At 32.7% G+C, this 21,200-nt stretch carries 14 protein-coding genes, 8 tRNA genes and 1 rRNA gene; all 23 read right to left on the bottom strand.

Features of this window, described 5'->3' with window-relative positions; all coding sequences use genetic code 11:
- Positions 1–162 precede the first annotated feature (162 nt).
- Positions 163–1,667, bottom strand: a 16S ribosomal RNA gene (locus BEE63_RS12420).
- A gap of 628 nt (positions 1,668–2,295) precedes the next feature.
- A tRNA-Ala gene (locus tag BEE63_RS12415) sits at positions 2,296–2,371 on the bottom strand.
- A gap of 3 nt (positions 2,372–2,374) precedes the next feature.
- Positions 2,375–2,451, bottom strand: a tRNA-Ile gene (locus BEE63_RS12410).
- Positions 2,452–2,587: 136 nt separating this feature from the next.
- On the bottom strand, positions 2,588–3,976 hold the full coding sequence (murD, locus tag BEE63_RS12405) for a UDP-N-acetylmuramoyl-L-alanine--D-glutamate ligase (RefSeq protein ID WP_066021687.1): 1,389 nt from the start codon (positions 3,974–3,976) through the stop codon (positions 2,588–2,590).
- 450 nt (positions 3,977–4,426) lie between these two features.
- Entirely contained in the window at positions 4,427–5,815 is a 1,389-nt protein-coding gene (locus BEE63_RS12400) for a glycine--tRNA ligase (protein ID WP_066021686.1), read from the bottom strand.
- A gap of 391 nt (positions 5,816–6,206) precedes the next feature.
- A tRNA-Asn gene (locus BEE63_RS12395) sits at positions 6,207–6,281 on the bottom strand.
- Positions 6,282–6,467: 186 nt separating this feature from the next.
- Positions 6,468–8,015 carry a lysine--tRNA ligase gene (lysS, locus tag BEE63_RS12390; RefSeq protein ID WP_066021685.1) on the bottom strand — a complete coding sequence of 516 codons (1,548 nt, stop codon included), beginning with the start codon at positions 8,013–8,015 and terminating at the stop codon, positions 6,468–6,470.
- A gap of 15 nt (positions 8,016–8,030) precedes the next feature.
- Positions 8,031–8,507: a transcription elongation factor GreA gene (gene greA / locus BEE63_RS12385; protein WP_066021684.1), complete on the bottom strand. Its 477-nt coding sequence runs from the start codon at positions 8,505–8,507 to the stop codon at positions 8,031–8,033.
- 147 nt (positions 8,508–8,654) lie between these two features.
- Positions 8,655–9,620, bottom strand: coding sequence for a tRNA dihydrouridine synthase DusB (gene dusB, locus BEE63_RS12380; RefSeq protein WP_066021683.1), 966 nt, complete (start codon positions 9,618–9,620; stop codon positions 8,655–8,657).
- Entirely contained in the window at positions 9,620–10,408 is a 789-nt protein-coding gene (locus BEE63_RS12375; RefSeq protein WP_066021682.1) for a type III pantothenate kinase, read from the bottom strand. Before BEE63_RS12375 ends, dusB begins: the two co-directional genes overlap by 1 nt.
- A 201-nt stretch (positions 10,409–10,609) precedes the next feature.
- Positions 10,610–12,280, bottom strand: a complete 1,671-nt coding sequence (locus BEE63_RS12370; protein WP_066021681.1) for a formate--tetrahydrofolate ligase — start codon at positions 12,278–12,280, stop codon at positions 10,610–10,612.
- 603 nt (positions 12,281–12,883) lie between these two features.
- The gene (gene ftsH, locus BEE63_RS12365; RefSeq protein ID WP_066021680.1) at positions 12,884–14,695 is read right to left on the bottom strand and encodes an ATP-dependent zinc metalloprotease FtsH; all 1,812 of its coding nucleotides are present in this window, start codon (positions 14,693–14,695) and stop codon (positions 12,884–12,886) included.
- 86 nt (positions 14,696–14,781) lie between these two features.
- Positions 14,782–15,318: a hypoxanthine phosphoribosyltransferase gene (gene hpt / locus BEE63_RS12360; protein ID WP_066021679.1), complete on the bottom strand. Its 537-nt coding sequence runs from the start codon at positions 15,316–15,318 to the stop codon at positions 14,782–14,784.
- A gap of 2 nt (positions 15,319–15,320) precedes the next feature.
- Positions 15,321–16,706 carry a tRNA lysidine(34) synthetase TilS gene (gene tilS, locus BEE63_RS12355; protein ID WP_066021678.1) on the bottom strand — a complete coding sequence of 462 codons (1,386 nt, stop codon included), beginning with the start codon at positions 16,704–16,706 and terminating at the stop codon, positions 15,321–15,323.
- Positions 16,707–16,782: 76 nt separating this feature from the next.
- Positions 16,783–19,170, bottom strand: coding sequence for a stage II sporulation protein E (gene spoIIE / locus BEE63_RS12350; RefSeq protein WP_066021677.1), 2,388 nt, complete (start codon positions 19,168–19,170; stop codon positions 16,783–16,785).
- A gap of 260 nt (positions 19,171–19,430) precedes the next feature.
- Positions 19,431–19,507 (bottom strand) — tRNA-Met (locus BEE63_RS12345).
- Between the two features lie 6 nt (positions 19,508–19,513).
- Positions 19,514–19,589: transfer RNA gene (locus tag BEE63_RS12340), tRNA-Met, on the bottom strand.
- 9 nt (positions 19,590–19,598) lie between these two features.
- Positions 19,599–19,688: transfer RNA gene (locus BEE63_RS12335), tRNA-Leu, on the bottom strand.
- 19 nt (positions 19,689–19,707) lie between these two features.
- Positions 19,708–19,783: transfer RNA gene (locus BEE63_RS12330), tRNA-Met, on the bottom strand.
- Between the two features lie 9 nt (positions 19,784–19,792).
- Positions 19,793–19,882: transfer RNA gene (locus BEE63_RS12325), tRNA-Leu, on the bottom strand.
- Between the two features lie 113 nt (positions 19,883–19,995).
- A complete protein-coding gene (locus tag BEE63_RS12320) occupies positions 19,996–20,406 on the bottom strand; it encodes a S1 domain-containing RNA-binding protein (RefSeq protein ID WP_066021676.1) in 411 nt (136 codons plus the stop codon).
- 41 nt (positions 20,407–20,447) lie between these two features.
- Positions 20,448–20,720, bottom strand: coding sequence for an FtsB family cell division protein (locus BEE63_RS12315; protein ID WP_066021675.1), 273 nt, complete (start codon positions 20,718–20,720; stop codon positions 20,448–20,450).
- A 94-nt stretch (positions 20,721–20,814) separates the two neighbouring features.
- Positions 20,815–21,198, bottom strand: coding sequence for a spore cortex biosynthesis protein YabQ (gene yabQ / locus BEE63_RS12310; protein ID WP_066021674.1), 384 nt, complete (start codon positions 21,196–21,198; stop codon positions 20,815–20,817).
- Positions 21,199–21,200: the final 2 nt, after the last annotated feature.

Raw genomic sequence — 21,200 nt, 5'->3', positions numbered from 1 at the left:
TTAAATTCAAACAACAAAGAATTAACTTTGCCTTGCTTTAGAGTATTACTCTTATTCATTACTATGCAATTTTCAAAGTACATTAGAGAGAATTAAGCTCTCAAAATTAAACAGAGAATTAAAAACCTTCGTGGAAATTACATTTCCACGTCGACTCCTTAGAAAGGAGGTGATCCAGCCGCAGGTTCTCCTACGGCTACCTTGTTACGACTTCACCCCAATTATCAACCCCACCTTCGACCGCTGGTTCCAAAAGGTTACCTCACGGGCTTCGGGTGTTGCCGACTCTCATGGTGTGACGGGCGGTGTGTACAAGACCCGGGAACGTATTCACCGCGACATTCTGATTCGCGATTACTAGCAACTCCGGCTTCATGTAGGCGAGTTTCAGCCTACAATCCGAACTGGGATGGGGTTTTGAGTTTGGCTCAACCTTGCGGTTTCGCATCTTTCTGTCCCCACCATTGTAGCACGTGTGTGGCCCTAGACATAAGGGGCATGATGATTTGACGTCATCCCCACCTTCCTCCTGGTTAACCCAGGCAGTCTCACTAGAGTGCTCAACTGAATGTTAGCAACTAATGATAAGGGTTGCGCTCGTTGCGGGACTTAACCCAACATCTCACGACACGAGCTGACGACAACCATGCACCACCTGTCTTCCTGTCCCCGAAGGGATTTCCTCAGTTACGAGTAATTCAGGAGATGTCAAGTCTAGGTAAGGTTCTTCGCGTTGCTTCGAATTAAACCACATGCTCCGCTGCTTGTGCGGGTCCCCGTCAATTCCTTTGAGTTTTAATCTTGCGACCGTACTTCCCAGGCGGAATACTTATTGTGTTAACTGCGGCACAGAAGGAGTCGATACCTCCTACACCTAGTATTCATCGTTTACGGCGTGGACTACCAGGGTATCTAATCCTGTTTGCTCCCCACGCTTTCATGCCTCAGCGTCAGTTACAGTCCAGAAAGCCGCCTTCGCCACCGGTATTCTTCCTAATCTCTACGCATTTCACCGCTACACTAGGAATTCTGCTTTCCTCTCCTGCACTCTAGACATCCAGTTTGAAATGCAGCCCCCAAGTTAAGCCCGGGGATTTCACATCTCACTTAAATATCCGCCTACACATCCTTTACGCCCAGTAAATCCGGACAACGCTTGCCACCTACGTATTACCGCGGCTGCTGGCACGTAGTTAGCCGTGGCTTCCTCCTATGGTACCGTCATTATCGTCCCATAAGACAGAGTTTTACGATCCGAAGACCTTCATCACTCACGCGGCGTTGCTGCATCAGAGTTTCCTCCATTGTGCAATATTCCCCACTGCTGCCTCCCGTAGGAGTCTGGACCGTGTCTCAGTTCCAATGTGGCCGATCACCCTCTCAGGTCGGCTACGCATCGCAGCCTTGGTGAGCCGTTACCTCACCAACAAGCTAATGCGCCGCGGGTCCATCTTACAGCGAATAAATCCTTTGGCTCAAAGATCATGTGATCTCTGAGTATTATGCGGTATTAATCTTCCTTTCGGAAGGCTATTCCCCACTGTAAGGCAGGTTACCCACGTGTTACTCACCCGTCCGCCGCTGGGAACCGAAGTTCCCCGCTCGACTTGCATGTGTTAAGCACGCCGCCAGCGTTCGTCCTGAGCCAGGATCAAACTCTCAATTTAAAAGTTTGACTTAAGCTCATCGCTTATATATTAAATAGAATAAATTCTATTCAAAAGAATTGCTGGTTTATAATTCTCTGTTTAATTTTCAAAGTTCAATTCCTTGCTGCACGAGACAGCTTTTATATAATATCATCTTCATTTAATTCTGTCAACTACTTTTTTTCGTTTTTGGAATTAAATTTTGTCGTTCATTGTGACGACAGGTAATATCATATCACATATTGGATTCTATACTTATATTATTTCACCTAATTACAATAAATATACTTATATTGCGCACTTTTTTTTCATTATTCTCAGTTTTTCACATATTGATACTCTTGGATTAGTTTATGCAGTGTTTTTTGATTTTTTCACTATGCTCCTTAAGCAAATATATAAAAGTAGAGTATATATGTTCAAATATATATATCAATGTACTATATATTATATAAAAATAAAAGAAGAAAATAGTTAAGGACTTTTCGTAATCAAAATCATTTTATAGGAATTTATCATTATTCTTTTCTTACATTATATAAATGAGTATTAATTTCTACATATATAGATTTCACATTAGCAATCTTAAACTTTATAAATCTATAAATGAATAAAAAAAATAACAGCTATAAATAGCTGTTATTTTTGGTGGAGAATAAGAGATTCGAACTCTTGACCCCCTGCGTGCAAGGCAGGTGCTCTCCCAGCTGAGCTAATCCCCCATATGGTGGACCTTCAGGGACTCGAACCCCAGACCGACCGGTTATGAGCCGGTTGCTCTAACCAACTGAGCTAAAGATCCATTATTAGTTAAAATAAATCATTACAATTTAACTTCCACTAACTCAACTCATCAAATACTTACAGTAAAATATTATAAAAGATTTAAATATGTTTGTCAATAATCTTTTTATAATATTTTACTACAATTATCATTTTTACTTTAATTTTTTTACTATGTCTTTAAATTTGTTTCCTCTGACTTCAAAGTTAGGAAACTTATCAAAACTTGCACATGCAGGTGAAAGTGTAACAATATCTCCACTTACAGCCGCTTTTTTAGCTTCTTGTACTGCATCCTCCATTGTATCAACCATTACCATAGGTAATTTAACTTTTTTCTCTTTAAGTACTTTATCAAAAGCTTCTTTTATTTTATATTTTGTATTTCCCATCAAAATCAAAACTTTTATTTTGTCATAGCCCTTCTCTGCAAGCGGTTCAAAAGGTATATGCTTATCATAGCCACCAGCTATAAGTATGACAGGTTTACCATATGCGTTTAAGCCTGAAAGTGTTCTTGTTGGGCTTGAAGCTATTGAATCATTATAATATTTTACTCCTTCTAGTTCCCTAACAAATTCACGTCTGTGCTCAACTCCAGAAAATTCCTCAGCTACTTTCTTCATATTTTCCTTTGATACATCATTTTTTACAGCACAAAATGCAGCAAGAAAGTTTTCTACGTTGTCCATTCCCTTTAACCTTATTTCATCTTTCATGCAAACTTTCTCACCCATTAAATATAAAGTTTCATCTTCTTTATTATAAAATGCGCCTTCTGCAATTTTATCTTGCCTGCTGAATTTAAGTACCTTACCTTTTGCTTCATTTTCCATCTTATTTGTTATTTCATTATCTCTATTTATAACTAAGGTATTTTCCTTTCTCTGATGAATAAATATGTTTTTCTTGGCATTTATATATTCATTCATATCTTTATGTATGTCTAAATGATTTGGGCTCAAATTAGTAACGACTGATACTTCAGGTGAAACATCTATTGTCATAAGTTGAAAACTAGAAAGTTCAAGCACAACCTTATTTTCAGAAGAAATTTGCTCTATCTTTGAAAATAGAGGAGCACCTATATTCCCTCCAACCCAAGTTTTATATCCTTGTTCTTTTAACATATTATATATTAAAGTTGTTGTTGTTGTTTTACCATCGCTACCCGTTACTCCAAAAATCTTTGCTGGGCAATACTTTATGAATTCTTCCATCTCTGATGTTATATATGCACCCTCTGCCTTAGCATTAACTAATGCCTCACTATCTATTCTCATAGAAGGAGTTTTAAATATAACATCAAAACCTTTTAAGAAAGATAAATAATTCTCTCCAAGTTTAAAATTCACACCTTCCCCCGCAAATTCATCTATAACTTCATTTCCCAATTCTTTCTCAGTCTTTTTATCAAAGGCAGTTACATTGGCTCCTAATTTAATTAAGAAATGTATAAGAGGTCTATTGCTTATACCCATCCCAACAACTGCTGTTTTCTTATTCTTTATAAAATTTTTAAACTCATCAAAATTTCTTTTCATAGCATTCAATCCTCCTATTTCAGATTTAATTATATCACTTTATAGAGCTTCAACAAATAAATTTTTTTCTTTATAAAAAACATTAATTATTATATAATTTTTCTTAATAAACAAACGTTTACTTTTTGCTAATTTCCATTTGTAAACGTCAATTTTCTTTCAATTATATATATTTAATAATTTTTTTTGTAAAGTATTGAAAAATATTAAAGTATTGTGCTATAATGTAGACGTGCCGTAAGGAAAACATTAATATAATTCCCCAAGTTTTAATTGAACATATAACATATCCCCATGATTAAACCCTATTTAGCCGGATTTTAGTATCCGGCTTTTTTCTATTCTTTTTTACAATTTCCTATAATTAGATACGTTTCTCATAAAATTGCTCAAATAAAAATTATCCTTCAATGAAAATCTTATAATTCTCACTGAAGGACATTCTTTAAGTTATCTTATTTTGTCTTCCAAATATTTTTCTAATTCACTTATTTTTATTCTTACCTGTGTCATAGTATCTCTATCCCTAACTGTAACAGCTTCATCATTTAAAGTATCAAAATCAACAGTTATACAGAAAGGTGTACCTATTTCATCTTCTCTTCTATATCTCTTACCTATACTTCCTGTCTCATCATATTCTACATTGAATTTTGAACTTATAGTAGAATAAACTTCCATAGCTTTATCTGATAATTTTTTGCTCAAAGGAAGTACAGCAGCTTTAACAGGCGCAATTTGTGGATTAAAGTGCATTACAACTCTCTTATCACCATTTTCAAGTTCTTCTTCATCATAAGCATCAACTAAAAATGCAAGTGTGACTCTATCCGCACCTAAAGAAGGTTCTATTACATATGGTATATATTTTTCATGACTTACAGGATCTAAATAGTTCATATCTTCTCCTGAATGCTCCATATGTTTCTTAAGGTCATAATCTGTTCTATCAGCTACGCCCCAAAGCTCTCCCCAACCAAATGGGAAACGGTATTCAATATCTGAAGTTGCTTTACTATAGAATACAAGTTCTTCTGGAGAATGATCTCTAAATCTCAAATTTTCCTTATTAACGCCTAAATCCATAAGGAACTTCCAGCAGTAATCTTTCCAATATTTAAACCAATCTAAATCAGTTCCTGGTTTACAGAAGAATTCCATTTCCATTTGTTCAAATTCTCTTATTCTAAAAATAAAGTTTCCAGGAGTTATTTCATTTCTAAATGCTTTTCCTATCTGTCCTATTCCAAAAGGAACCTTTTTTCTTGAAGATCTCTGAACGTTTTTAAAGTTTACAAATATACCTTGAGCTGTTTCCGGTCTTAAATAAAGTTCAGATGAAGCATCTTCAGTTACACCCTGAAAAGTTTTATACATAAGATTAAATTGTCTAATTGAAGTAAAATTCTCTTTTCCACATTTAGGGCATTTAATATGATGTTCTTTTATGAAACCTTCTAATTTTTCATTTGACCAACCATCAGCACTAGCTACTTCTTCTCCCTGCTCTGTTAAATATTCTTCAACGAGCTTATCTGCTCTAAATCTTGATTTACATTCTTTACAATCCATAAGAGGATCTGAAAAACCTCCAAGATGTCCTGATGCTACCCAAACCTCTTTATTCATTAATATAGCACAATCAAGTCCAACATTATAAGGATTATCTTGCACAAACTTTTTCCACCACAATTTTTTTATATTGTTCTTTAATTCTACTCCTAATGGACCATAATCCCAGGCATTTGCAAGACCACCATATATTTCAGAACCTGGGAAAACAAATCCTCTGTTTTTTGCAAGCGACACTATTTTATCCATAGTTTTTTCAGTACTCATTTATTTTTACCTCCTCATATAATTTATATATTCTCTTAATAATTAAATTTAGCTTATACATAATTCAATCATAATTCAATACACTGTTTGGTCAAAATACACTATTCTTTTTAAATCAAAGTACTAACTTTAAAGTACTATTGTATAGACGTTAATTGTTTAACTAGAAAATCTTAATAAATACAAAAAAGACTATCACCTCAAAGGGACGAAATTAATTCCGCGGTTCCACCCTTATTGGCAATAGCCCTGCTTTTCTACTAATATACTCGAAAGACTCCTGTAACCGAATTTTCTTAACTGTTCTCACCAACCACAGTTTCTCTTTAAAGAAAAGACAATTTCTATCTTTGTCATGGTATTATAATTATTAAGTTTTCAAAAAATAAAATGGCTCCGCGAAAAGGATTCGAACCTTCAACCTATCGGTTAACAGCCGAGTGCTCCACCGTTGAGCTATCGCGGAATATGTCTTGTAATTGACTACATGTATTATTATATCATGTAATTTAAAAAAATCAATACTTTTTTTAATTTTTATGCATGTTCTCTTATATTTTAGTATAAATGTTAAAATATAATACAAAAGGATTTGGGCCTACAACCCAAATCCCATATATAATAAAATTTATTTAATATCCATCAAGTATTGTTACTTAACTTTATTACTTGGTTTCATTGTAGGGAATAATATTACATCTCTTATAGATGGTGAATCTGTTAATAGCATTATTAATCTATCCATTCCCATTCCCATTCCACCTGTAGGCGGCATACCTATTTCAAGAGCATTTATGAAGTCATCATCCATCATGTAAGCTTCATCATCACCTAATTCTCTTTCCTTAGCCTGCTGCACAAATCTGTCCTTCTGAACAATAGGATCATTTAGCTCAGAGTAAGCATTGCATAATTCTCTACCATATACAAAGCCTTCAAATCTTTCAGTGAATGCTGGATTTCCCCTCTTTTTCTTAGTAAGTGGTGAAATTTCTACTGGATAATCGCAAACAAAAGTAGGTTGTATAAGTTTCTTTTCACCATACTCTTCAAACATAGCATTTAGAATATCACCCTTTGTACAATCTTTAAGTTCTTTCTTTAATTCAAGTTTCTTTTCCTTTGCAATTTCCCTTGCTTCATCATCAGTCTTTACATCATTAAAATCTACACCTGAATGTTCTTTAACTATATCTACCATAGTTACTCTTCTCCATGGTGGTGTTAAATCTAATTCTGTTCCTTCATAAGTTATCTTTGTAGTTCCATTTACTTTCTTACATGCATAAGCAACCATGTTTTCAACAATTTCCATCATGTCATTATAATCAGCATATGCTTCATATAATTCAATCATAGTAAATTCAGGATTATGTCTTACATCTATTCCTTCATTTCTAAAATCCTTACCTATTTCATATACCTTTTCAAAGCCACCTACTATTAATCTTTTTAGATATAGTTCAGTTGCAATTCTAAGATACATATCTAAATCAAGAGCATTATGATGAGTCGTAAATGGTCTAGCTGATGCTCCACTAGCTATAGTTGCAAGTACTGGAGTTTCAACTTCTAAGTAGTCTTTGTTATCAAGGAACTCCCTTACGGCCTTTATAATTGCTGTTCTTTTCATAAATGTTTCTCTTACATCCTGGTTTATTATTAAATCTACATATCTCTCTCTATACTTTAAATCAGGATCTTTAAGTCCATGAAACTTTTCTGGAAGAGGTTTTAAAGATTTTGAAATAAGCTTAAAATCTTTTACATGGATAGTAATTTCTCCTGTTTTAGTCTTAAATACTCTTCCTGTTACTACGACAAAATCACCTATATCGAAAGTTTTAAACTCTTTTAATCTTACTTCACCTACATCGTCTATTTTAAGATATAATTGTATTTTCCCATATCTATCAAATACATCAGAAAATCCTGCTTTTCCATGAACTCTTTTTGACATAAGCCTTCCAGCTATAGTTACATCTTTCCCTTCAAGTTCATCATAATTCTCATCAATTTGTTTAGATGTATGAGTTCTTTCAACCTTGTATACATCAAAAGGATCTTCCCCCTTTGCTTGAAGGTCTGAAAGTTTTTGTCTTCTTTCCTTTAAAAGATCATTCATTGCAGCTGCAGCTTTTGCTTCAAGCTTTCTTGCCTTTATTTCTGCTTTTGTCAATTGCTTTTCATCATTTGACATTATGTTATCCCACCTCTACTTAATAGCTAATATTTTATATTTATCAACACCATCAGGCACATTTACCTCTATTTCATCTCCTACTTTTTTACCAATAAGAGTACTGCCAACTGGTGATTCATTCGATATTTTATTTTCTACAGGATCAGCCTCTGCAGATCCTACTATTGAGAATTCAATTTCCTCATCAAACTGATAATCTTTAACCGTAACCTTTGAACCAACACCTACAATGCCACTTTTAAGATCGCTCTCATCAATAACGTTGGCATTTTTAAGCATATTTTCTATTTGAACTATTCTTCCCTCGACGAATGCTTGATCATTCTTAGCTTCATCATACTCAGAGTTCTCACTTAAATCACCAAAAGAAAGCGCTAGCTTAATTTTTTCACGTATTTCCTTTCTTTTAGTAGTCTTTAAATATTCTAATTCTTCCTCTAATTTTCTTACCCCTTCATAGGTAATAACATACTTCTTCCCTTGATCCATTAAAATTCTCCCCTTTTAAAAAAATTAATTGCACCCTAAGACGATTATTATAATATATTGAAGTAATTATAAAACAGCATCTTTATGTTGTCAATATATATTGTTTTATATATATTTATTCTCTTATGCAATTTTAATTACCATATTTTATACAAAATTTCTTTTATATTCTTCAAGTATATTTATAACCTTGTCACCGCTATTTTCAGTATTTACGAGACATTTCACTTCAGTACAGTCTTTCAAGCCTTTTATATACCATGCTATGTTCTTCCTCATTTCACGTACTGCTTTTTTTTCACCATGATATTTTATTTCCTCTTTATACTGAAATATACACATATTAATTTTTTCTTCAGGGGTAGGTTTTACAATTTTCCTTGAATTTATAGCATCTTTGATTTCCCTAAATATCCACGGATTTCCCATAGCTCCTCTGGCTACCATTACACCATCACAATTAGTATAATTAAGCATCTTTACTGCATCTTCGCCTGAAAATATATCTCCGTTTCCAACTACAGGTATATTTACAGCTTTCTTTACATCTTTTATTATATCCCAATCTGCCTTGCCTTCGTACATTTGCTCTCTTGTTCTGCCATGAATAGTTATTATATCAGCACCTGCTTCCTCTAATACTTTAGCAAATTCAACCGCATTAATGTTATCTTTATCAAAGCCTTTTCTAAATTTTACAGTTACAGGTTTAAAAGTTGCGCTTTTAACTGCTTTTACTATATCGTACGCTAATTTAGGACTTTTCATAAGAGCTGATCCATCACCGTTTTTAACTATTTTAGGTGCAGGACATCCCATATTTATATCTATTATGCAAATTTTATCGTCCTTATTAAAAATGTCACATGCCTTAGCCATTATGTCAGGCTCACTACCAAACATTTGTACAGCTGCATATTTTTCTTCATCCGATATGGTCATAAGTTCCTCGGTATTTTCACTGCCATAATAAAGAGCCTTCGCACTTACCATTTCTGTATAAGCGAGATCTGCTCCCATGTTTCTGCATATCTTTCTGTATACCACATCTGTAACCCCTGCCATAGGTGCCAAGAATACATTCCCATTAAGCGTAAAATCGCATATTTTCATTAGATCACCTTAACCCTGTTCTTTTCGTATATTATCCTAAGTCCCTCCAATGTTAAGAACGGATTTACGATATTTACATTTTCTGTCTCATCACTTATAAGTTTTGCAAGTCCACCAGTTGCAATTACAAGAGGTTCTTTTTCTCCCATACTTTCTAATTCTGATTTCATCTTCTCAACAATATATTTTACTTGACCTATGTATCCATAAACAATGCCTGCCTGCATACTTGATATAGTATTTTTGCAGATTAAATGCTTAGTCTTTATAAGTTCGACTCTAGGAAGCTTTGCTGCTTTTTCAAAAAGAGCTTCTGAAGATACCTTTATTCCAGGACATATAGCCCCTCCTAAATAATCTCCATTTTCCCTAACTGCACAAAAAGTAGTTGCTGTACCAAAATCTATTATAATAAGAGATCTCTTGTAAATTTCATGTGCTGCCACTGCATTTACTATTCTATCTGCTCCAACTTCTCTTGGATTATCATATTTTATATTAATTCCAGTTTTAATTCCAGGTCCTACAATTACTGGACTTATCTTAAAATATTTTCTTATCATATGCTCTAGAGAATACATGGCATTAGGAACAACTGATGAAATAATTACTCCTTCTACCATTTGGGGATCAAGTTTATCATGATTGAATAAACTCATAACTTGAATTCCATACTCATCTGCAGATCTCAAGACATCCGTAGACAGTCTCCATTCAGCTATAAGATTTTTATCATCATAAATTCCTAATACTATATTAGTATTTCCAACATCTAAAACTAAAATCACTTTTACTACACTCCTTAAAAATATTGATAAGTAACAGCCTCTTTTACTGAAAAAATTGTAGAAGGTATCAAAACCATCTACAATTTAAAATTTAGATGCATTCCTCACAAAATCATTTAAACCAAAACATTTATAATTAAAGATTTTAATATATAGCAATAAGCCTATTTTATCAATTAATAAATTTTCGGTCAAGTAAATTTAGAATAATCCTACTATAGAACCATCATCAAATATATCCATTTTATTTGCAGCTGGAGCTTTAGGGAGTCCTGGCATAGTCATAATGTTTCCAGTTTGAACTACGACAAATCCTGCTCCATTTGATACTCTTACTTCTTTAACATTTATATTAAAATTCTTTGGTGCTCCTAAAAGAGCCGGATTATCTGATAGTGAATACTGTGTCTTTGCGACGCATATTGGAAGTTTATCAAGATTGAATTTCTCAAGTTCTTTTATTTGTTTATTTGCTTGAGTTGAATATTCAACTCCATCAGCACCATATATCTCTTTAGATATAACATTCATTTTTTCTTTTATGCTTAATTTTTCATCATACAAATATTTGAAGTTACTCTTTTCAGTATTTAAGGTATCAAGAACTTTATTAGCAAGATCAATTCCACCTTTTCCGCCCTTTTCCCAAACTTCTGTAAGAGCTACTTTTACTCCTTTTTCTGCACAGTAATTTTCAATGCATTTTACTTCTTCATCACTATCTGTTATAAACTTATTTATAGCTACAACTACTGGTACTCCATATTTTTTAAGATTTTCTATTTGTTTCCCAAGATTTGAAAGACCCTTTTTAAGAACTTCTACACTTGGTTTATTTAAATCTTCTTTTGCAGCACCACCGTGATGTTTAAGTGCCCTTATTGTTGCAACTAATATTACACAATCCGGGCTTAATTTTCCATATCTACATTTTATGTCAAGGAATTTTTCAGCTCCTAAGTCTGCACCGAAACCTGCCTCTGTAACAACATAGTCTCCAAGTTTTAATGCCATTTTAGTAGCCAAAATACTGTTACATCCATGGGCTATGTTTGCAAATGGTCCACCGTGAATTATTGCTGGAGTATTCTCAAGAGTTTGAACAAGATTTGGTTTTATTGCATCCTTCATTAATAATGCCATAGCACCTTGAACATTTAAGTCTTTAGCATATACTGGATTGCCATCAAGATCATAAGCTACTAATATTTTTCCCATTCTTTCTTTTAAATCCATGAGATTAGTTGCTAAACAAAGTATAGCCATTATTTCAGAAGCAACAGTTATCATAAATCCATCTTCCCTTGGAAAGCCATTAACTTTTCCGCCAAGACCAACAACTATACTTCTAAGAGCTCTATCATTCATATCCATAACTCTCTTAAATACTATTCTTCTTTGATCTATTCTAAGCTTATTCCCCTGATGAATATGATTATCTATAGCGGCACAAAGCAAATTGTTAGCAGATGTAATTGCATGCATGTCTCCTGTAAAATGAAGATTTATGTCTTCCATAGGAACTACTTGAGCATATCCTCCTCCAGCTGCTCCTCCTTTAATACCAAAAACTGGTCCAAGTGAAGGTTCTCTAAGTGCAATTACAGCATTTTTTTTCATTTGGCATAAAGCCTCTCCAAGTCCTACTGTAACTGTTGATTTTCCTTCTCCTGCTGGTGTAGGATTTATTGCTGTAACTAGTATCAATTTTCCATCTTTTTTACTTGCATTTTTCTTTAATACATCCAATGATATTTTACATTTATATTTACCATATAAATCAATATCATCTTCCCCCAAACCAATTTTCTCCGCAATTTTAGAGATAGGTTTCATTTCAGCTTCTTGAGCTATTTCAATATCAGTTTTCATATGTTTACTGCACCCCTTTTTATATGTAATGATAAATAATAAACAATTTTGCTTAACCTTTATTATTATATCATAAATTTATATTCTAAAAGAATTTTAATGAAAATTTGCTTAAATTCGTAATATAAAAAATTGCCAAGCAAGTTTGGGGTTTTTCGTCATCTAACGAGACGAAAAAAGTTGTAATCGGCACAGCCGAAGTACGGGGTATTAACTTTGCTTGCGCTCGTTAATAGGTGAGGGGTTTGCCTGTGGCAAAGGTTATGGATGATTTTCTTACGCTAACGCTCCCGAAAATCTAAAATTCAAATTAAAAGCTTTCCATAGTGAAACGGAGGAAAGGTATCCATAACCTTTTGCCGAAGGTGAAACCCCGTACCTGCTGACGGGCGAAGCGATGTCAAGCACCCCACACCTCAGCGCCAGCTGACCCCAAACTTTTTAGCGGTGTATTTTTCCGCTAAAACCCCCAACTTAGTTCGCAATATTTATATATTATAACTTATTTAAAACAAAAGTGATAAGAACCAAACTGTAAATAGTTTTATTAAAAACTAAATTTCAGTTTGATACTTATCACTTTATTTGTATTGAACCTTATACTTAACTGTTCTCAAATATTTCCTTAAATTCATCAGCTTCAAGTTTTTCTTTTTCAAGTAAAGCTTGAGCTACAGCATCAAGTTTAGGCATATTTCCTTTTAACAGTGTCTCAGCTCTATCATAAGCCTCATCAATTAATCTCTTAACTTCGTTATCAATCTTAGCTGCGATTTCCTCACTGAAGTTTCTGTTAGTACCAAGATCTCTGCCAAGAAATACTTCATCTTGATCTTTTCCAAAAGTTATGGTTCCAAGCTCTTCACTCATTCCATATTCCATAACCATTTTTCTAGCTATACTAGTAGCTCTATCTATATCATTTTTAGCACCAGTACTTATATCGCCAATAACCAATTTTTCAGCTATTCTTCCACCAAGAAGACCAACCATTTCATCTTTAAGCTTATTTTTGGACATATACGAACTATCCTTTTCAGGAAGATGCATTGTATATCCACCTGCCATACCTCTAGGAACTATACTTATTTGATGAACTGGATCTGAATTAGGCAAAAGTTCCATTAATACAGCATGACCTGCCTCATGGTATGCAGTGATTTTTCTATCCTCTTCACTTATTACTCTACTCTTCTTTTCAGGTCCTGCAATAACTCTAGTAGTTGCTTCCTCGAGTTCTTCCATTCCTATTAAAGGTTTTTTATTTCTTACTGCCAAAAGAGCAGCTTCATTCATCAAGTTTTCAAGATCTGCTCCTGTAAAACCAGGTGTTCTTTTAGCAAGTACATCAAGTTTTATAGAATCATCTAAGCGCTTATTTTTAGAATGGACTTTAAGTATTTCTTCTCTACCCTTAACATCAGGCGCTCCAACTAAAATCTGTCTGTCAAATCTTCCTGGTCTTAATAATGCATGGTCTAATATGTCAGGTCTATTGGTAGCTGCAAGTATTATTATACCTTCATTTACACCAAAGCCATCCATTTCAACAAGAAGCTGATTAAGAGTTTGCTCTCTTTCATCATGACCTCCACCAAGGCCTGCACCTCTTTGTCTTCCAACCGCATCTATTTCATCTATAAATATTATACACGGAGAATTCTTTTTAGCCTGCTCAAATAAGTCTCTTACTCTAGAAGCTCCTACACCTACAAACATCTCAACGAAATCAGAACCTGATATGCTGAAAAATGGCACTCCTGCCTCACCTGAAACTGCTTTTGCTAAAAGGGTCTTACCAGTTCCAGGAGGACCAACAAGAAGAACGCCTTTTGGTATTCTTGCTCCCATTTCAATATATTTTTTTGGTTGCTTAAGGAAATCAACTATTTCTTCAAGTTCTCCCTTTTCTTCATCTGCTCCAGCAACATCAGCAAATGTAACTTTCTGTTTCAAATCATCAGGAGAAGACATTTTTGCTCTACTTTTTCCAAAGCCCATTACACCTTTACCACCGGCGCCACCTTGTGTCTGCTGCATAAACATCACAAGTATTACAACCATGGCTAAAATCATTATTATAGTGGGCATCCAACTTACCCATGCAGGTATATTGGCTGGTGCTGCATATGACTCACCAATCTCACCATTATTAGGATGATCGGCTAAAAATTGATTAAGTCTTTCTAAAGGCACGATAGTTTCAAAAGATGAACCATCTTTATATTTACCATCAACTGTCATTTTATCGTCTTTCATTTCAAAACTTTTTACATTATTCTCAATATACTGTTTTTGAAATTGATCAAAACCTATGGTATTAGTAGCTTTACCACCTTGAACTAACATTAAAATGGTAAAAACGACCACTACAAACACTACAATCCAGACCGTAGCACTAGAAAATTTTTTCACTCTAGGCCCCCCTCTCTATGTATATAATTGTGTTATTTAAAGATTGTATCACAACAAAAAATTGATTACAACTAATATTATACTAATTATTCGTATATTTCATCCTTTAATATTCCCACATAAGGAAGATTTCTATATTTTTCTGCGTAGTCAAGTCCATAACCAACCAAAAAATAGTCAGGTACTATAAATCCTGTATATTTTACATCCATCTCCACTTTTCTTCTTTCTGGTTTATTAAGCATCGTAATAATTTCCACACTATTCGGTTCTCTCTCTTTAATATGTCCCATTAAATATTTAAGCGTTACACCCGAATCAATTATGTCTTCAACTATTAAAATGTCTTTTCCTTTTACGTCACTATCTAAGTCCTTACGTACTTTAACAACTCCAGATGTGGATGTATTATTTCCATAACTTGAAACTGACATGAAATCTATAGAACAAGGAATGTCAATATATTTTAAAAGGTTCCCCATAAAAACAACAGAACCCTTTAAAATACCGACAAGTAAAAGATCCTTACCTTTGTAATCTTCACTTATCTTCTTGCCAAGTTCCTTTACTTTCTCATTTATTTTTTCTTCATCCAGTAGTACTTCCTTAATGTCTTCTCTCATTATTATTCCTCTCTTTCAATTTTTATTTCTAATATTTTTTTAGTGTTTTTATTTATCTTAAATTTTTCACTTATTTTAAACCCTGTTATCCAAGCTATTTCACCACCAAAACATATAAGAGGAATTTTTTTTCTTTCTTCTCTAGGTATTTTTAAATCTATAAATATATCTTTTAGTTTTTTATTGTTCTTCATACCAAGGGGCATAAATTTATCACCATTAGCTCTATATCTAACGATTATATTATCTCCCGCTTTATCAGCATCAAAGTATTTTATATATTTATTTTCCTTTAAATTTATATCTTTTGTGTCATGAATTAATTTAATCATAATACTAAGGTTTTCTTGAGGTATAAAATTTTCGTGACCTATATTAAGTTCATATTCATTTTGATTCTTATGCGTTTCATCACATTTTAGTTTTAGACATATATTACCATAATCATTATAAGCTCTAATGTTTAAAGGAAGATCTATTTTCTTTCCCGTTTCATTTTTCTGGCACTCCACAATGCTATCAATGTGCTTTTTTTCAAGATTATATGTACTTTTAGCCAAATGAAGTACAGCCATTCTAATTATTCTAGATAATATTGCCATATCATTTAAAAATGCCTCTTTTGTTATTATAACCTTTTTTTCACATTCATTACAATACAACTTATATTTTGATTCTGCAACCTTTTCTAAATAATTATCATCGATAGTAACAAGTTCACCCAACCTATCCAATGAACCTACCACATCTTCATTAAAATTTTTAACAATGTATGGTATTAAATCTAAGCGAATCTTATTTCTGCTGTAGTCTCTTTGAAGATTTGTACAATCTATTCTAGGCATAAGTCTCTCATCTTTGCAATACTTTTCTATTAATGATCTTTTGGTTTCAATAAGAGGTCTTATATAATAACCATCTCTAACAGGTCTTATTCCTTTAATGCCCTCCGTGCCTGTTCCCCTTATTATTCTCATGAGTATTGTCTCTGCTTGATCGTTAGCATTGTGTGCAATAGCTATTTTATTAGCCTTAAACTTTTTGCGCACTTCTTCAAAAAAATTATACCGTGCTTCCCTACCTGCTAATTCTGATGATATCTTCTTTTCGTGAGCAATCTTATTTACATCTACTCTTTTAACGTAAAATTGTATGCCCGATTTTTCACAAAATTTTCTCACAAATTCTTCATCTTCATCAGCAGCTTTTCCTCTAAGACAATGATTTACATGTGCTGCACAAATAGATATATCAAATTTTTCTCTTAATCTATATAATAGGTGCAAAAGGCACATAGAATCTGGTCCTCCTGAAACTGCAACCACTATTCTATCTTTTTTTTGAATCATTGAATTTTTTTTTATAGTATTGATAACTTCCTTTATCAACAAAAACACTCCTATAATATATTTATGCCATATCATTATATCATATTTTTGTGGTATCTTTACCTCAAATTGAAAATTAATATAAACTATATACTTTTGAAATTATTATAGTCATATCATCTTTTGCCTTACCACCACATAAATCTATAGCCTTTTTCATCATAAGTTCTCCTAATTCCTTAGGCTTATTGTTATTATTTTTTTTAAGAAAATTAACTACCCAATTTATTTTTCCTGCATTTTCATTATCGTAATTTACTATGCCATCACTTATCATTACTATTATATCTCCATTCTCAACTTTCTTATGGGTAACTTCAATATCTGCTTTATCAAGAACTCCTATAGGAAGTGTTTTAGCATTTACTATTTCAACTTTATTTTTCTTTTTTATAAAACTAGTTACTCCTCCAACTTTTATAAATTCTGCATCCCCAGAGTATAAATCCACACTACATAAATCCACTGTAGAATATTTCTCATCTTCTTCAAATTTAAGTGTCATTATTGAATTAACCGTATTTATAGCCATAATCTTGTCAATATTTGAATCATTAAACTTTTCTATAAGCTCTATCACAGCTTTACTTTCCTTCTCTGCCTGTGCCCCATGCCCCATACCATCACTTATCATTATATTATAGTTACCATCTTTACTTTTTCCAAAACTATAGCTATCCCCGCTTACTTCTTCTCCTTCTTTACACTTTCTCATAATATATGAAGCTACATAGTATTTAGGTGTCTCCTCGAATGTAACAGTGCATAAATTATTCTCTGGAGATATACTGCATCCATCATCTCCAACACACATAAGCTTTTCTGCCGCTTCATTAATAACAGGTAATATTTGCTTTACACATAACTGCCTGCCGCCGCATGCAGTCATAGTAAGCTTTATTATATTTCTATTTTTATCATCATTTATACACATAACATCCTGATATGGTATGCCGATTCTATTCATTAATCTTATGACTTTTTCTTCAACTTCTAGATTAAACTTTAATGAATTGCTGAGTCCATTAATTACATTTTCTACTGATACACTCATATTTTTAATCTGTGAAGACATAAACTCTCTGCCTGTACATACCTGGATCCTCCACATTTCATTCATAACATAATCATTTATTATACTTTCTGTATATTTTATAAGCTCCGCCTTTTTAACACATTTTCTCTCAATTTCCTCTGGAATAGTATTTATATTCTCCTGAAAATTTTGTATAAGTTCTTCAAAAGAAGCATACGTATAATAGATTTCTCTTTTCCAGCATATAGAATTCATATTGCAATTCGAACATACTCTGTCAGCTAAGTTTTCTACCAATCTACAACTTTTATTTTTCAGCATAAGCTTATCATTATCAGCAAGATTATTTAAAGTAGCTGCCATTGCAGATAGTACCCCAGAAAAATTCCTAAGTCTCTTTAAAAAAATCCCCTTCATTTTTTCAATATATCCATTGGTCTCTTCACATTGTTTTTTATCCCAATTGAATTCATTTTCCATTTTTTCATAGAACACATTAGGAATAAGTAAAAAACCGGCACATGTTATAAGTGCCTCAATTAATTTAAAATCAGCATGATTCTTGCAATAAATAATTGTTATTAAAAATATAATTAAATATACTCCTGCCGAAATCCATTTGCCAAAATCTTTAAAAATGCTTACTATAAATCCTGAAAGTCCGAATATTCCTATATACACTATCAAATTACTACTATTCATTCCTATTATAGTTCCCATAGCAATACCGCCAGCTGCCCCAGCCGAATTACCTACAACATATGATACTATAAGTACAAAAGCCATAGCCATAATATTTCTTACTGATACATTAAAAATATTAAGATTTCTAGTTCCCGAGATTATAAGTGCTATAACTATAGACATACTTATTATTTCTTCACTTGCAAAAATATGTTTTGTCTTTATATTATCAAAGCATATAATAGAATATCCAAGAATATAATAAATTGAAGCAATACAGGCAATTTGAATTAAAGTAAATATAAGTGATGACTGAATAGTAAGCTTCTGAACAAAGATTTTAAACATATTAAATTCTATAAAAAGCATCACTAAAGCTGTAATTAATTTTTTTAAATCATCTTTTTCTCTCATAATTATCATGATTAACGTAACAACAATCGCAGCTAATTCATACATAACAACATCTTCTATTTCACCTGTAAGCGATATATATCCAATTAAACTGCCAAGCGAAGCGGCAAATGAAACTTTTTCATCTTTTTTAAAAATTAAAATGCAAGCTAAAAAAGCTAGTCCAAATGGAACCATAGAATTTATCATTATAACTCTACTTATGGCAAACGAACTTATCCCGTATACAAACAATTTTATAATAGTGGATTTTTTTATTTTTTCAACTTTAGTATTTTTTTCTGATTTAGACGCTCTTTCATATGTAAGTATTTCACTATTATATTGCATTTCAACATCCCCAATCTATAACATACATATTATTAAATAAGAATATGTAATAATTTTCCGTACTGGCATTTTTAATTATATCAGATACGTTTGGAAATGTTTGTCAATTATTGTTTGCTTTATCACTTTTTTTTAAGACATTTATCCCTACAATTATTTATAAAGTGAAAAAAGGATGCTTTATTTTGAATAAGTGTAAAAATAATTATTTAGTTAAATAACAAAAAGACTTTCACACATTAATGTGAAAGTCTTCTATTTGGTAGCGGAAATAGGACTTGAACCTACGACACTTCGGGTATGAACCGAATGCTCTAGCCAGCTGAGCTATTCCGCCATGTTATGGTTGCGGGGATAGGACTTGAACCTATGACCTTCGGGTTATGAGCCCGACGAGCTGCCAGCTGCTCCACCCCGCGATATTGTACTGGTGCCGAAGACCGGAATCGAACCGGTACGATGTGATTAGCATCGCAGGATTTTAAGTCCTGTGCGTCTGCCAGTTCCGCCACTTCGGCAAATACATATTAAATTAAATGGTTGCGGGGATAGGACTTGAACCTATGACCTTCGGGTTATGAGCCCGACGAGCTGCCAGCTGCTCCACCCCGCGATATTATATTGGTGCCGAAGACCGGAATCGAACCGGTACGATGTGATTAGCATCGCAGGATTTTAAGTCCTGTGCGTCTGCCAGTTCCGCCACTTCGGCAAGCCACTCATTGGCGACAGTATTTATTATATAGTATACTTCTATACTTGTCAATGATAAATTTTAAAAAAGTTAAAAAAGCACGGAAATCCATTCCGTGCTTAATCTCATAATTAATGATTTGCATTTTTCTTATAGCCTCTTGAGCTTGAATCCTGATGTCTTTTTAAATCCTGAAATTTTTCTTCACTATCTTTTAAAAATCTAGATAGCTTATCTTCAAAATTAACTCCACTATTCTGATTACTTCTCTTGTTCCAATCAATTTCAATAGGTTTTGATGATTTTTTGTGTTCTATAGCTTGCTTTATAGATAAACTTATCTTTCCATTATCATCTACTGAAAGAACTTTGACTTTCACTTTATCATTTTCCTTTAGGTGATCGTGTATATCTTTTACAAATGAATCTGCCACTTCGGATATGTGAACCAATCCAGTTTTGCCTTCTACCTCCACAAATGCACCAAAATTAGTAATATTAACAACAGTACCCGTTAAGATACTTCCTGCCTTTAAGGTCATATAAAAAGACTCCTCCTTGATATTTATTGTGTATATAATTTTTATTTCTTACTATCCATTACAGGGATTTCGCCTTGTTTTATAAGACCTAACTTTTCCCTTGCAAGCTTCTCAGTATAACTATCAGTCTTAGATAATTTGATTTCATCCTGTAATTTTTGATTCTCTTTTTTCAGATTGTCAATACTTCCCTGCTTTTCAGCAATACTTTTGTTTATTTTATTTATGGTAATTTGTTGATTCACAAAAATATAACCCACATTAATCAATATAATAAAAAAAACTATATATTTGATTTTTGAACTGATTTTCATTTTTTATCCAATTCCCCTTTAAGGTTATAAATTTATTAAATACCTATACTATATATTTTAAAAGCTTTTTGACTTTTATTCAAGACATTTATGTTTATTTTTTATCTAAAAATAAGCACTCAAAAAAATATATAATAAACTTTAATAATATTCTCATAAATTTTATAGAATAATCAATAATTTTTTTCATTACATTCACAAATATACGACTTACAAATTTCATATAAAAGCATAATCCAAAAATTATGAACACATAAACATATGCATTTATGTACGCTTCATTAGTATATAATAAAAATATAAAAATTATTATAGCATCTAGAGTTAAAAATAATATATCTTCTATAAAAGTAACAATTTTATTAGGATGTTCAAATCCACGCATAACCCTGTACACATCAAATATCGCCGCTGCTATAATTCCTGCTGCAAAATTAGCTATAAAAAACATTAATTGTTCATGAATTGATAAAATCATAT

This window comes from Clostridium pasteurianum, from assembly GCF_001705235.1.
Classification (GTDB): domain Bacteria; phylum Bacillota; class Clostridia; order Clostridiales; family Clostridiaceae; genus Clostridium_S; species Clostridium_S pasteurianum_A.
The sequence above is the reverse complement of the archived record's forward strand: the minus strand, read 5'-3'. Positions and strand labels throughout refer to the sequence as shown.

Excerpts from the sequence above, each read along its gene's own strand:
- murD (WP_066021687.1), bottom strand. The coding sequence starts at position 3,976 with ATGAAAAGAAATTTTGATGAGTTTAAAAATTTTATAAAGAATAAGAAA.
- BEE63_RS12400 (WP_066021686.1), bottom strand. The coding sequence starts at position 5,815 with ATGAGTACTGAAAAAACTATGGATAAAATAGTGTCGCTTGCAAAAAAC.
- lysS (WP_066021685.1), bottom strand. The coding sequence starts at position 8,015 with ATGTCAAATGATGAAAAGCAATTGACAAAAGCAGAAATAAAGGCAAGA.
- greA (WP_066021684.1), bottom strand. The coding sequence starts at position 8,507 with ATGGATCAAGGGAAGAAGTATGTTATTACCTATGAAGGGGTAAGAAAA.
- dusB (WP_066021683.1), bottom strand. The coding sequence starts at position 9,620 with ATGAAAATATGCGATTTTACGCTTAATGGGAATGTATTCTTGGCACCT.
- BEE63_RS12370 (WP_066021681.1), bottom strand. The coding sequence starts at position 12,280 with ATGAAAACTGATATTGAAATAGCTCAAGAAGCTGAAATGAAACCTATC.
- hpt (WP_066021679.1), bottom strand. The coding sequence starts at position 15,318 with ATGAGAGAAGACATTAAGGAAGTACTACTGGATGAAGAAAAAATAAAT.
- spoIIE (WP_066021677.1), bottom strand. The coding sequence starts at position 19,170 with ATGCAATATAATAGTGAAATACTTACATATGAAAGAGCGTCTAAATCA.
- BEE63_RS12320 (WP_066021676.1), bottom strand. The coding sequence starts at position 20,406 with ATGACCTTAAAGGCAGGAAGTATCTTAACGGGTACTGTTGTTAATATT.
- BEE63_RS12315 (WP_066021675.1), bottom strand. The coding sequence starts at position 20,720 with ATGAAAATCAGTTCAAAAATCAAATATATAGTTTTTTTTATTATATTG.
- yabQ (WP_066021674.1), bottom strand. The coding sequence starts at position 21,198 with ATGATTTTATCAATTCATGAACAATTAATGTTTTTTATAGCTAATTTT.